This is a genomic window from Parvibaculum sp., assembly GCF_030651915.1.
Classification (GTDB): domain Bacteria; phylum Pseudomonadota; class Alphaproteobacteria; order Parvibaculales; family Parvibaculaceae; genus Parvibaculum.
In genome coordinates, this window is record NZ_JAUSBV010000005.1 from 214,771 (window position 1) to 228,206 (window position 13,436).

The window sequence follows — 13,436 nt, forward strand, 5'->3', positions numbered from 1 at the left end:
ACCTTAACGAAATCAATCCGTTAAGCCACGGAGCCGGGCGTCGGCCCGCTTCCGTCCGATCAGAGGTAGCAGGTTTTTCAGTTCCGGTCCATGCGGCAGGCCGGTGAGCGCGAGGCGGAGCGGCATGAAAAGCGCCTTGCCCTTGGCGCCGGTGGCGGCCTTCACCGCCTCGGTCCAGAGGGCCCAGGTGGCCTCGTCCCACGGCTCGGGCGGCAGGGCGGTGGCGGCGGCGGTGGCGAAGGCCGCGTCCTCGATGACCGGGGCGAGCGGGCCTTCGACCACGCGCGCCCAATCCGCCGCCTCGGCGAAGAGCGCGAGATTGGGGCGCACGGCGGTCCAGAAATCTTCGCCCAGATCGCAGCCCAGCGCGGCAAGGCGGGGCTTTGCCTCGGCATAGGGCGTCAGATGCAGGATCGCGGCATTGACGCGGGCGAGATCGGCCGGGTCGAAGCGGATGTCGGCGCGGCCGAGACGCGTGATGTCGAAGGTTTCGGCAAGCGTATCGAGCGACAGGCAGGCCTCGACGGGATCGGGCATTCCGAGGCGGGCCAGCAGCGCGTTGAGCGCCATCGGCTCGACGCCCGCTTCGCGCAGCGCGGCGAGCGAGAAACGCTCGGCATCGTCGCGTTTCGAGAGCGGCTTTCCTTCCGGACCGTTCAGCAGCGAGTAATGGGCATAGGCCGGCGGCTCCGCACCCAGCGCGCGGATCAACTGGATCTGCACACCGGTGTTGGTGATGTGGTCCGAGCCGCGAATGACATGGGTGACGGCGAAGTCGATGTCGTCGACGACGCTGGGGAGCGTGTAGAGGAAGCGGCCGTCCTCGCGGATCAGCACCGGGTCCGACAGCGAGGCGCCGTCGACCTCGACATGGCCCTGGATCAGATCGTCGAAGGCGGTGTGGACCTGTTCGAGCTTGAAGCGCCAATGCGGTTTGCGGCCTTCGGCTTCGAGCGCCGCCCGGTCTTCATCGGTCAGCTTCAGCGCGGCGCGGTCATAGACCGGCGGCAGGCCGCGCGCCATCTGGCGCTTGCGCTTGCGGTCGAGATCCGTCGCGGTTTCGTAGGCCGGGTAGAGGCGGCCTTCGGCTTTCAGCCTCGCGGCGGCGGCTTCATAGGCGGCGAGACGTTCGGACTGGCGGGCGAAGATGTCGTGGGCAAGGCCGAGCCAGGCCATGTCGGCTTCGATACCGGCCGCGAATTCGGCCGTCGAGCGTTCGTCGTCGGTGTCGTCCATCCGCAGCATGAACTGGCCGCCGGCTTTCTTCGCGAAGAGCCAGTTGAAGAGCGCGGCGCGGGCGTTGCCGACATGGAGGCGGCCGGTCGGCGACGGCGCGAAGCGGACGATGGTGTTGGAGGGGGCGGCGGCGCTCACAGGTCGACGTCCCGGAAGCCGTTGACGATCGGGTAGCGGCGGTCACGGCCGAAATTGCGCGTGGTGACTTTCACGCCCGGCGCGGCCTGGCGGCGCTTGTATTCGGAGATGTAGAGGAGGTGCTGGATGCGCTTGACCATGTCGCGGTCATGGCCGCGGGCGACGATGTCGCGGGCCGACATTTCCTCCTCGATCAGGCAATGGAGAATGTCGTCGAGCACGTCATAGGGCGGCAGCGAATCCTCGTCCTTCTGGTCGGGACGCAGTTCGGCCGAAGGCGGCCGGGTGATGATGCGTTCGGGGATCACCCTGCCCTTCGGCCCGACACAGCCTTTCGGCATGTTCTCGTTGCGCCAGCGGGCGAGGCGGAAGACGCGCGACTTGTAGAGATCCTTGATCGGATTGAAGCCGCCATTCATGTCGCCATAGATGGTGGCGTAGCCGGCCGAGACTTCCGACTTGTTGCCGGTGGTTAGCAGCATCGAGCCGAACTTGTTGGAGATCGCCATCAGGATGACGCCGCGGGTGCGCGACTGCAGGTTTTCTTCCGTCGTGTCGGACTGGCGGCCTTCGAAAAGTGTTTCGAGCGCCGAGGTGAAGCCGGCGACGGGAGCTTCGATCGGTACCACGTCGTAACGGACCTTCAGCAGCTTCGCGCAGGCTTCGGCGTCGGTCAGGCTTTCCGACGAGGTGTAGCGGTAGGGCAGCATCACGCAGTGGACGTTTTCGGCGCCGAGTGCATCGACCGCGATGGCGGCGACCAGGGCGCTATCGATGCCGCCGGAGAGACCGAGCACGACGCCCGGAAAGCGGTTCTTTTTCACATAGTCGCGCAGGCCTTGGACGACGGCGAGATAGAGCGCCTCGTCGCCCTCCTCCACCAATGCCTTTTCGCCGGGCGCGCAGACCCAGCCCTTGCCGGTGCGCGTCCAGTCGGTGATGGCGATTTTTTCTTCCCAGGCCGGCATCTGCAGGGCCAGCGAGAAATCGGCGTTGAGGACGAAGCTCGCGCCGTCGAAGACCAGTTCGTCCTGGCCGCCGAGCTGATTGACATAGGCCAGCGGCAGGCCGCTTTCGCGGATGCGGCTGAGCGCGAGCTGCATGCGGGCGTCGAACTTGTCGAAGTCGAAGGGCGAACCGTTGGGGACCAGCAGCAATTCGGCGCCGGATTCTTCCAGACATTCGACAACGTCGGGATACCAGATGTCCTCGCAGATGGGGACGCCGATGCGGACGCCGCGAATGTCGAAGGGACCCGGCATCTGGCCGCCGGCGAAAACGCGCGGTTCGTCGAAGACCGAATAGTTCGGCAGGTGGACCTTGAAGCGGTGGCCCTTGATTTCGCCCTTGTCGAGATGGAGGACGGCGTTGTGGAGCTTGCCATTGTCGACCCAGGGGGTGCCGATCAGCACGGCCGGGCCGCCATCGGCCGTGTGGCGGGCCAGCTCGGCGGCGGCGGCCATGGCGGCGCGCTGGAAGGCCGGCTTCAGGACGAGGTCTTCCGGCGGGTAGCCGGTCAGAAAGAGTTCGGAAAAGACGATGAGGTCCGCCCCTTCGAGACCCGCAACGCGGCGCGCCTCGATAGCCTTTTCGATATTGCCCGCGATGTCGCCCACGACGGGGTTCAGCTGGGCCAGCGCGATGCGGAGCTTGTCGGTCATGGGGGCGGCGGAATCCGGTGCTTCTGAGGGATATATGGGGCCGGGAACGGTGTTTCTAGCGGTTGAGGGACGCAGTCACAATAGTAGGCGGATGAACGGGCTTTCAGGGGTGCGCCGGGCGATCCCTGGCGCTAGGCTCCCCGCCAGCAGGAAATTTCCGAGGGAGAACACGTCATGACCGTCAACCGCCAGATTCTGCTGGTCGAAAACCCCAGCGGCAAGCTCGCGACCAGCCATTTCCGGCTGCATGAGGGCGAAGTGCCCAAGCCGCAGGACGGCGAGGTGCTGGTGAAGACGCGGCTGATTTCGCTCGACGCGGCCAATCGGGCCTGGATGCAGGGCGCGACCTACCGGGCGGCGGTGGAGGCCGGAACGGTGATGGCCGGGGGTTCGGTGTCGGAGGTGATCGAGTCGAAGGCGCCGGGATTTGCCAAGGGCGACCTCGTGTTCGGCGACACGGGCTGGCAGGAATATGCGGCGCTGAAGGCGAAGACCGTCAACAAGCTGCCGAAGCTCGAACCGTTGTCGCATCTCCTCAGCGTCTACGGCATCGCGGGGCTGACCGCCTATTTCGGGCTGCTCGATATCGGCCAGCCGAAACCGGGCGAGACGGTGGTGGTTTCGGCGGCGGCGGGCTCGGTCGGTTCGATCGTCGGGCAGATCGCCAAGATCAAGGGCTGCAATGTGATCGGTATCGCGGGCGGGGCCTCGAAGTGCAAGCTGCTGACCGACGAACTCGGCTTCGACCACGCGATCGACTACAAGGCCGCGCCTGTGGGCAAGGCGCTCCGGGCGGCGGCAACGAAGGGGATCGACGTCTATTTCGACAATGTCGGCGGCGACATTCTGGAGGCCTGCCTGTTCGGCATGAACAATTTCGGCCGCATCGCCTGTTGCGGGGCGGTGTCGCAATATGACGGGGCGGCGCCGGCGCATGGGCCGCGCGGCATTCCGGGCCTGATCGTCGTCAAGCGGCTGACGATGCGCGGTTTCATCGTGATGGATTATCAGGACCGGCACGAGAAGGCACTGGAAGAGCTGCAGGGCTGGGTTGCCTCGGGCAAGCTCAAGGTCAAGGAAGACATCATGCAGGGGCTCGAAAACACGCCCCAGGCACTGGTCGGCCTGCTTGCCGGAGACAATATTGGTAAGCGGATGGTTCGACTCGACTGAAAACGGCGGATTTCCGCGACGGAACCGCCCTGTCAGTCCGTTCAACCTCTCAAACGGGGCATTGAAACGGACCGGCGGCAGATGGGTTATGACAGCGGCGGCGCGATGACTTCAACGGCATGGGCGCGGGCCCGGGCGATCCCGGCCGCGCTGACAGCAAGATGGCACCAGCTTTCGCCGGGCTGGCGGCGCATCAGCATGGGCGTCGCCATTTTTGTCGTGCTGTGGGGGGTCTACAGCGCCTTCAGCGGCGGCGAGGCCGAAACCTATCGCACGCAGACAATCATACGTGGTGACATCGAACAGACGGTGACGGCACTCGGCTCGCTGCAACCGAAGAACGACGTCAATGTCGGCGCGCAGGTTTCCGGCCAGCTCAAGGAAGTGCATGTCGAGATCGGCGACGAGGTGAAGGCCGGCGAGTTGCTGGCCGAGATCGACGCCAAGATCTATGAAACCGAAGTGCAGGCGGCTCGCGCGCGGCTGACCGATCTCGAGTCGCAGCTTGCGGGGCGGCAGGCCGAACTGGTGCTGGCCGAACGGCAATACCGGCGCAATGCCGATCTCGCCCGGATCGACGCCGTCAGCCGCAACGAACTCGACACCAGCGAGACGCTGGTCAAGACGCTCAGGGCATCGATCGGTTCGATCACGGCGCAGATTGCCCAGCAGCGTTCGACGGTCGAAGGCGGCGAAACCAATCTCGGCTATACGCGCCTCTATGCCCCCATGGACGGCACGGTGGTGGCGCAGCCGGCGGTGAAGGGACAGACGCTCAACGCGACGCAGACGGCACCGACGATCCTGCAAATCGCCGATCTTAACACGATGACGGTGAAGGCGCAGGTCGCGGAGGCCGATATCGGCAAGCTGCATGTCGGCATGTCGGTCTATTTCATGACGCTCGGCCATCCCGGGCGCCGGCGGGAGTCGACGATCCGGCAGATTCTGCCGACGCCCGAGGTGCTTAACGATGTCGTGCTCTACAATGTGCTGATCGATATCGACAATGCCGACCGCCTGCTGATGAGCGAGATGACGGCGCAGGTGTTTTTCCTGCTTGGCGAGGCGCGGGACGTGCCGCTGGTGCCGGTGGCGGCGTTGCGGCCGTCGCGCGAGGGCGACAACATCTACAATGTGAGCGTGATGACGCCGCGCGGACCCGAGACACGGCGCGTCGAGACGGGGATCGCCAGTCGCGTTTCGGCCGAGGTCGTGTCGGGGCTCGAACCGGGCGAGGAGGTGGTCCTCGGCACGGGCGGCCTCGAGACCGAACAGCGCGGCGGCGGCGGATCGCGGCGTTTCGGCGGGCCGTTCCTGTGACCGCGCCGACCCATCCACCGCTTGTCGCGTTGCGCGACGTCACGCGCGTCTATCGCACCGGCGATACCGAAGTGCGGGCGCTGGACGGCGTGTCGCTGACCATCCGGGCCGGCGAGTTCGTCGCCATCATGGGGCAATCCGGTTCCGGCAAATCGACGCTGATGAACATCATCGGTTGTCTCGACCGGCCGAGCGCGGGGCATTATCTCGTCAATGGCGCCGATGTGGCAACGCTTTCGGGCGACGAGTTGGCGGCGCTGCGGCGCGACACATTCGGTTTCGTGTTCCAGCGCTACAATCTGCTGGCAACCATGACGGCAACCGAGAATGTCGAGCTTCCGGCCGTCTATGCCGGCAAGAGCCGGCAGGTGCGGGCCGCGGGCGCACAACGATTGATTTCGCGGCTCGGCCTGGCCGACCGCGGCAACCACCGGCCCAACGAGCTTTCCGGCGGTCAGCAGCAGCGCGTCTCGATCGCGCGGGCGCTGATGAACGACGCGCAGGTGATCCTGGCCGACGAACCGACCGGCGCGCTGGACAGCCAGAGCGGCGCCGAGGTGCTGGCGCTGCTCGCCGAACTCAATGCCGATGGCCATACCGTCATTCTGATCACCCACGATCCGACGGTCGCGGCGCATGCCAACCGGCTGATCCGGCTGGCCGACGGGAAGGTCGTCGAGGACAGCGTCACGACGCCGGACGAGACGCGGCGCGGCGGCGCGGATCGCGGTGCGCCGGCCCGGCCGCTGATTTTCGGTGCCGATGTGGGCGAGGCCGTCAAGATGGCGTTCCGTTCGCTCAGAATGAACCTCTTCCGCACCGCGCTGACGCTGCTCGGTGTTGTGATCGGCGTCGGCGCCGTTGTCGTGATGCTCGCCATCGGCGATGGCAGCAAAGCCAATGTGATGTCGCAGATCCAGGCGATGGGGACCAATCTGCTGATCGTGCGCGCCGGCGGGCCCGGCGTGCGGACGGCCGAAGTGACCACGCTCAACATCGAAGACGTGCATGCCATTCTCGAATTGCCGAATGTTGTCACCGCCGTGCCCGAACGCAGCACCGGGGTGACGATGCGGTTCGGCAATCGCGATCACCGGACGCAGATCCAGGGCACATGGCCGCAATTTCCGCTGGTCAATGACTGGGACGTCGCCGAGGGCGGGTTTTTCAATCAGGCGGATGTCAACGGCTATGCGCCGGTGATCGTACTCGGGCAGACGGTCGCCGAAACGATGTTTCCCGACGGCGAGAGCGCGGTCGGGCAGTATGTGCTGGTGCAGAGCGTGCCCTTCGAGGTGGTCGGCACGATGCAGGCCAAGGGCGCGGCGATGTTCGGCCGCGATCAGGACGATGTGGCGCTGGTGCCGATGACGACCGGCACGATGCGGCTGTTTGGCCGGCATCACCTGTCCTCGATCAGCGTCAAGGTGACGGATGCCGCCTATATCGATGAGACGCAGGCGGCAATCGAGGCGTTGCTGATGGCGCGGCACGGCACGGAAGATTTCCGCGTCCGCAACACCGCCTCGCTGCTCGAAATGGCCGATGCGACCTATACGACGCTGACGATCCTGCTCGGCTCGGTGGCCGCCATCTCGCTGCTGGTGGGCGGGATCGGCGTGATGAACATCATGCTGGTCAGCGTGACCGAGCGCACGCGCGAGATCGGCATTCGCATGGCGACCGGGGCGCGCAAGCGCGACATCCTGCTGCAATTCAATACCGAGGCGCTGGTCGTGTGCGGGATCGGCGGCGCCAGCGGCATTCTGCTCGGGCTCGGGCTTGCGGGCATCGCACAATGGGCGGGCATGAATGTCGCCTTTTCGGCCGGGCCGCCCATTCTTGCCTTCAGTTGCGCTTTCCTGACGGGATTGCTTTTCGGCTATCTGCCGGCGCGCAAGGCGGCCAATCTCGATCCCGTGGCCGCGCTGGCAACCGAGTGAGGATGCGACGATGAGCAGATATCTTCATTCTCATATTGCGTGCCGCGCGCCCGCGCTTCGGCGGCGGGTGACAAAGCGGATGGCGCCGGCACTTGCCTCCCTCATGCTGGCGGCCTGCAGCATGGTGCCTGACTACAAGCGGCCGGGGATCGAGACGCCGGCGGCGTGGAGCATGGCGGATCCAACCGGCGCGCAAGCGGTGAGCGCCGAATGGTGGAAAAACTTCGGCGATCCGGAGCTCGACACATTGATGGCGGCGGCGCTTGAGACCAATCTCGACATCGTGTCGGCGCTGGCGCGGATCGACCAATCGCAGGGTGCGTTGCGCGCCAGCAGCGCCGCGCTTCTTCCGAACGTGTCGGGCAGCGGCAGCGGCGCCAGCCGGGCAATCGACGGCGGGCCGTCGCGCGAGAGCGCCAGCATCGGGCTTTCGGCAAGCTACGCGCTCGACCTCTGGGGCCGCTACCGCGCGCAGAGCCAGTCGGCGCGCTCGACGCTGGATGCGACCGTGTTCGACCGCGACGCGACGCGGCTGATGGTGCAGTCGCAAGTGGCGACGGTCTATTTCAACATTCTCAATGCCAAGGACAGGCTGACGATCGCCGAGGAATCGCTGGCGGCCGCGCGCGAGACCTACCGGATTGCCGAGGCACGCTACAATGCCGGCAGCACATCGGCGCTCGACATCGCGCAGCAGCGCAACAATATCGCCAATATCGAAGCGGGGATTCCGCCGCTCGAACGCGACCTCGCCGCCAACAGCCACGCGCTGGCGATATTGCTGGGCCGGGCGCCGCAAGGCTTCGCGGTGACGGGTAGCGGCACGGCCCATCTTGCCCTGCCCGTCATCGCCACAGCACAGCCGGCGGCGCTGATCGAAAGGCGGCCCGACATTCGCCGCGCCGAGGCGCAGCTTCTTGCCGCCAATGCCGATATCGGCGCGGCGCGCGCTGCGTTCTTCCCCAGTCTCGACATTTCCGCTTCGGTGACGCGCAGTTTCGCGACGATGAGCCCGGCCGAGACGGCAACGTCGCTGGCGGGATCGCTGCTGGCGCCGATCTTTTCGGGTGGATCGCTGGAGGGCAATCTGCAATCAGCCACGGGACGGCAGGCGGAGCTGGCGGCGAATTACCAGAAGACCGTGTTGACCTCCTTCGGCGAAGTCGAAGACGCGCTGGCGAGCGCCGACGCCAATGCGCGGCGCGAGGCGCTGCTTACAATCGCCGCCGCCGAAGCAAGGCGGGCCTATGATGTTTCCGAGGCGCGCTATCGCGCCGGCGCCAGCGACTTGCTGTCGGTGCTGGATGCGCAGCGCAACTGGCTTTCGGCACGCGACAGCGCCGCGCAGGCGCGCCTCAACCGCTACAGCTCGGCCGTCGATCTTTATGTGGCGCTGGGCGGCGGCTGGGAGAGCTGAGCGCCCTTCCCTGCCCGTCCATTTGCTCACAACGTGTTGTTCAAGGGCGGCGCTTGTACGGCTTTCACCGCAGGGCAAAGGCCGCTAGGCTGCCTCCAATTCAAAACATGTTGGAGGCCCCCCCATGAAAAACCTCATTTCCAAGGAAATTCGTCTCAAGGCGCGACCCGTCGGCACGCCGAAGGAAAGCGACTTCGAACTGGCCAGCGCCGACGCCCGCCAACCCGGCGACGGCGAGGTGCTGGTGCGCAACATATGGATGTCGGTCGACCCTTACATGCGCGGGCGGATGATGGACCGCGAAAGCTATGTGCCGCCGTTCCAGATCGGCAAGGCGCTGGAAGGCGGCGCGATCGGCCAGGTGGTGGCGTCGAACAGCGACAAGCTGAAGGTCGGCACTTTTGTCAATCACATGCTGGGCTGGCGCGAATATGCGACGGCGCCGGCGGCCGGCTTCTCGCCGGTCGATCCCTCGCTCGGACCCATCGAGGCGTTTCTCGGCACGCTGGGCATGCCGGGCATGACCGCCTGGGCCGGGCTTTTCAAAGTGGCCGATCTTAAGGACGGCGAGACCGTGTTCGTGTCGGCCGCGTCAGGCGCTGTCGGCTCGGTCGTCTGTCAGCTCGCCAAGGCGCATGGCTGTTATGTCGTCGGCTCGGCCGGTTCGGACGACAAGTGCAAGTGGCTTGAAGAGGTCGCCGGTATCGACAAGGCGATCAACTACAAGACCTGCGGCGATCTCACTGTAGCCGTCGCCAAAGCTTTTCCGAAGGGCATCGACGTCTATTTCGAGAATGTCGGCGGCGCGCACCTGGAAGCGGCGATCAATTCGATGCGGCCGAACGGCCGGCTCGCCATGTGCGGCATGATCGAGCAATACAACGACACCGAGCCCCGGCCCGGCCCGACCAACCTGATCCAGATCGTCGGCAAGAGCCTCCGCCTGCAAGGCTTCATCGTTTCCAATTATTTCCAGCACCTGCCGGAATTCTTTGCCGAGATGGGGCCGCTGATCAAAGGCGGAAAGATGAAATGGGAAGAGACGGTGGAAGACGGTATCGAGAACGCGCCGAAGGCGTTTCTCAAGCTCTTCTCCGGCGGCAATTTCGGCAAGATGCTGGTCAAGATCGGACCGGACAAAGTGGTCTGACCGTTCTTTTCGCTGACGGCATGGTGGCCCGGGTTCGAAGCCCGGGCCATAATGATTCAAAATGGGAGGAAGAATCATGCCGATCAAAGCGAAGCGCTGGGTGCTGGCGTCGCGGCCCACGGGCAAGCCGAAGGCCGAGAATTTCCGGCTGGAGGATGTGACGCTGCCGGGTATCGGCGAGCATGACATTCTCATCCGCACCGAATTCCACTCCGTCGATCCGGGAATGCGCGGGCGGCTTTCGGGCGACAGCTACACGGCGGCGCTGCCGGTGGGCCAGACCATCGACAGTGCGATGGTGGGCATTGTCGAGGCATCGAACAACGAGAAGTTCGCCGTGGGCGACCGGGTGACCGGCGGCTTCGGCTGGGTCAGCCACGCCGTTTCGAACGGGCGCGGTGTGCAGAAGCTCGATCCGGCGATCTATCACGGCAAGTTGCGGCCGACGGCCGCAATCGGCGTGCTCGGCATTCCGGGCCTCACCTCCTATTTCGGGCTGCTCGATCTCGGCCAGCCGAAAGATGGCGACACGGTGCTGATTTCATCGGCCGCCGGGCCTGTGGGCGCGACGGCGGGGCAGATCGCCAAGATGAAGGGCTGCCGCGTCGTCGGCATCGCCGGATCGAAAGAGAAATGTGACTACGTCAAAGGGCTCGGCTTCGACGATTGTTTCTCTTATCGCGGCGCCGATCTGCGCAAGGCGATCGCGGCGGCCTGCCCCGGTGGTGTCGACATCTATTTCGACAATGTCGGCGGCGAAATGCTCGATGCGGCGATCCTCAACATGAAGGAACATGGGCGCATCGTCGTTTCGGGCCAGGTCAGCGAATATAACCGCGCCGAGAATGAGCTCACCGGCATCCGCAACGTGACACGCTTCATCACGCATCGGCTGCGGATGGAAGGGCTTGTCGTGTTCGACTATTTCAAGCGGTTCCGCGAGGCGCAGGCCGAGATGGCGGGCTGGATCCACGAGGGGAAGCTCGTCTACACCGAAGACGTGTCCGAGGGCTTGGAGGGGTCGGCGGACGCTTTCATCGGACTGTTCGAGGGCGAGAATCTCGGGCGGCGACTGATCAAGGTCAGCTAGAACTCGTAGCGCAGACCGAGTGTCAGGAAGTTCGAGGCGTCGGTGACGCCGTTGAAGGCGCCGAAGACGCCCGAGCGGTGCTGCAGGCGCGCGACGAGCGAAATGTCCTGCCGCGACGGCAGGGCGAAGGTCGTTTGCAGGTTGAACTGGTTCAGGGTGCGCGAGCGGCGGCCGTCGGGCTGTTGCTCGAGCTGAGGAAACGCGGTGGTGTAGGATGGGCCCATGCCGACCGCGAGTGTGGTCGCGACATAGTTGTTCCACGGAAAGTCGTGCCAGCGTGCGTAAGCCGCGGTACCGAACTCGTGATAGGCCTCGCGGCCATAGTGGTAGGCATAGAGCAACTCGGCTTCGAAACTGAGCGACTGGCCATACCAGCCGAGAAGGCGCGAAGCGGTGACGGCCACTACGTGGTCGGTCGAGCCTTTGACGTCGAAGAAATTTTCCAGCACGTCGCTGAAATTGTCCTCCGTGCCCTCGCCCATGAAAATCGTGACGGCATAAAGCCTGTCGTCGGGGGCGGGCGCCCGCCAGCCGGATGGATTGCTCGCCTCTGCCACGCCTGCACCAAGCAGGAGCGGCGCGGCCGCGGCAACGCATATCGATTTCCAGCTGTTTATCAGGCTCATCGGCGAATCCCTTGCTAAATTGCCGAAACAGCCCCCGCTTTCTTTTAGCGCCATCGGCGCAAAAGAAAAAGGCCCGGACTTACCGGGCCTTTTCTAATCATCCGTGCGCGGGATTTTGTCTGGTCGCGTTTCCGGACGGCCAACCGGCATCCACCCGGCATGGAAACGCTCTCACCAGGCGCCGAGCGCGGTCGCGGGCTGGGTGCGCGCATTTTCCATGCGTTCCTTCTTCAGCCCTTCGGCAATCAGGAAGGAGAGTTCCAGAGACTGGCTGGCATTGAGCCGCGGGTCGCAATGGGTGTGGTAGCGGTCGCCGAGATCCGTTTCCAGGATCGCCTGCGCGCCGCCGATGCATTCGGTGACGTTCTGGCCGGTCATCTCGAAATGAACGCCGCCCGCATGTGTACCTTCGGCGCGGTGCACCGCCATGAAGGCCTGCACCTCGGCAAGAATGCGATCGACGGGCCGTGTCTTGTAGCCGGACGAGGCCTTGATCGTGTTGCCGTGCATCGGGTCGCAGGACCAGACAACCTTTTTGCCTTCGCGTTCGACGGCGCGGATCAGCTGCGGCAGATGCTTTTCAACATTCTCGGCGCCGAAGCGGCAGATCAGCGTCAGCCGGCCGGCCTCATTTTTCGGGTTGAGAATGTCGGTCAGACGGACCAGCTCTTCGGGGTCGAGCGAAGGCCCGCATTTCATGCCGATTGGATTCTTCACGCCGCGCAGGAACTCGACATGGCCGTGATCGGGCTGACGCGTGCGGTCGCCGATCCAGAGCATGTGAGCCGAGGTGTCGTACCACTCGCCGGTGGTCGAATCGACGCGCGTCATCGCCTGCTCGAAGCCGAGCAGCAGCGCCTCGTGGCTGGTATAGAACTCGGTCGTGTGAAGCTGCGGCTGCGTCGCGCTGTCGACGCCGCAGGCGCGCATGAAGTCGAGCGCTTCCGTGATGCGGTTCGCCAGTTCTTCGTAGCGGGCGCCTTCGGCGCTGTCGGCGACAAAACCGAGGTTCCAGCGATGCACAAAATCGAGATCGGCGTAGCCGCCATTGGCGAAGGCGCGGATCAGATTCAGCGTCGAGGCCGACTGCGAATAGGCGCGCAGCAGGCGCTCGGGATCGGGCACGCGCGATTTCTCGTCGAATTCGATGCCGTTGATGTTGTCGCCAAGATAGGACGGCAGCGTCACGCCGTCGATGGTCTCGGTGGCCGACGAACGCGGTTTCGCGAACTGGCCGGCAATGCGGCCAACCTTCACGACCGGCGAGGAGGCGGCGAAGGTCAGCACGACCGCCATCTGCAGCAGCACGCGGAAGGTGTCGCGGATGTTGTCGGCGGAGAATTCGGCAAAGCTCTCGGCGCAGTCGCCACCTTGCAGAAGGAACGCACGGCCCTCGCAGACCTCGCCGAGCTCTGCCTTCAGCTTGCGGGCCTCACCTGCAAAAACGAGCGGCGGATAGGAGCGCAAGCGCTCTTCCACGGCGGCAAGCGCCGCCTGATCCGGGTAGCTCGGGAGATGCTTGGCGGGCTTGGCGCGCCAGCTCTCCGGTTTCCAGGTCTCCGCCATCGTCTTCTCTCCAAAGGCACAAAAGAGCGCGCCGCGCGGGCCTTCGGACACAATCGCCCTACACCGCTGCCACGCACTCCTCATATGGAAGGCGGAGTTATAGGCCACAAGGG

Annotated in this window: 10 protein-coding genes; 6 read left to right on the top strand and 4 right to left on the bottom strand. The window is 65.0% G+C overall.

Annotation, left to right across the window (positions count from 1 at the left end):
* Positions 1 to 12: 12 nt before the first annotated feature.
* Both gltX and Q7V31_RS05415 read right to left on the bottom strand, forming a co-directional pair.
* Entirely contained in the window at positions 13 to 1,374 is a 1,362-nt protein-coding gene (gene gltX / locus Q7V31_RS05410) for a glutamate--tRNA ligase (RefSeq protein ID WP_304732878.1), read from the bottom strand.
* Positions 1,371 to 3,035 (bottom strand): NAD+ synthase, encoded by a 1,665-nt coding sequence (locus Q7V31_RS05415; RefSeq protein ID WP_304732880.1) that lies wholly within the window; start codon positions 3,033 to 3,035, stop codon positions 1,371 to 1,373. The genes gltX and Q7V31_RS05415 overlap by 4 nt, the downstream gene beginning before the upstream one ends.
* A gap of 174 nt (positions 3,036 to 3,209) precedes the next feature.
* On the opposite strand from Q7V31_RS05415, the gene Q7V31_RS05420 reads away from it, so the two are divergent.
* The 6 genes from Q7V31_RS05420 to Q7V31_RS05445 all read left to right on the top strand — a co-directional run bounded on the left by Q7V31_RS05420 (position 3,210) and on the right by Q7V31_RS05445 (position 11,131).
* Positions 3,210 to 4,208, top strand: a complete 999-nt coding sequence (locus Q7V31_RS05420; RefSeq protein WP_304732882.1) for an NADP-dependent oxidoreductase — start codon at positions 3,210 to 3,212, stop codon at positions 4,206 to 4,208.
* 81 nt (positions 4,209 to 4,289) lie between these two features.
* On the top strand, positions 4,290 to 5,531 hold the full coding sequence (locus Q7V31_RS05425; RefSeq protein WP_304732884.1) for an efflux RND transporter periplasmic adaptor subunit: 1,242 nt from the start codon (positions 4,290 to 4,292) through the stop codon (positions 5,529 to 5,531).
* Positions 5,528 to 7,474: a MacB family efflux pump subunit gene (locus Q7V31_RS05430; RefSeq protein WP_304732886.1), complete on the top strand. Its 1,947-nt coding sequence runs from the start codon at positions 5,528 to 5,530 to the stop codon at positions 7,472 to 7,474. The genes Q7V31_RS05425 and Q7V31_RS05430 overlap by 4 nt, the downstream gene beginning before the upstream one ends.
* Positions 7,475 to 7,484: 10 nt before the next feature.
* A complete protein-coding gene (locus tag Q7V31_RS05435) occupies positions 7,485 to 8,891 on the top strand; it encodes an efflux transporter outer membrane subunit (protein ID WP_304732888.1) in 1,407 nt (468 codons plus the stop codon).
* A gap of 124 nt (positions 8,892 to 9,015) precedes the next feature.
* Positions 9,016 to 10,041, top strand: a complete 1,026-nt coding sequence (locus tag Q7V31_RS05440) for an NADP-dependent oxidoreductase (protein ID WP_304732890.1) — start codon at positions 9,016 to 9,018, stop codon at positions 10,039 to 10,041.
* A gap of 76 nt (positions 10,042 to 10,117) precedes the next feature.
* A complete protein-coding gene (locus Q7V31_RS05445; protein ID WP_304732892.1) occupies positions 10,118 to 11,131 on the top strand; it encodes an NADP-dependent oxidoreductase in 1,014 nt (337 codons plus the stop codon).
* Here Q7V31_RS05445 and Q7V31_RS05450 read toward each other — a convergent pair.
* Together Q7V31_RS05450 and Q7V31_RS05455 are read right to left on the bottom strand one after the other, a co-directional pair.
* Positions 11,128 to 11,757 carry a hypothetical protein gene (locus tag Q7V31_RS05450; protein WP_304732893.1) on the bottom strand — a complete coding sequence of 210 codons (630 nt, stop codon included), beginning with the start codon at positions 11,755 to 11,757 and terminating at the stop codon, positions 11,128 to 11,130. The two genes, Q7V31_RS05445 and Q7V31_RS05450, sit on opposite strands and share 4 nt — an antisense overlap.
* A gap of 171 nt (positions 11,758 to 11,928) precedes the next feature.
* Positions 11,929 to 13,323, bottom strand: coding sequence for a class II 3-deoxy-7-phosphoheptulonate synthase (locus Q7V31_RS05455; RefSeq protein ID WP_304732895.1), 1,395 nt, complete (start codon positions 13,321 to 13,323; stop codon positions 11,929 to 11,931).
* Positions 13,324 to 13,436 lie beyond the last annotated feature (113 nt).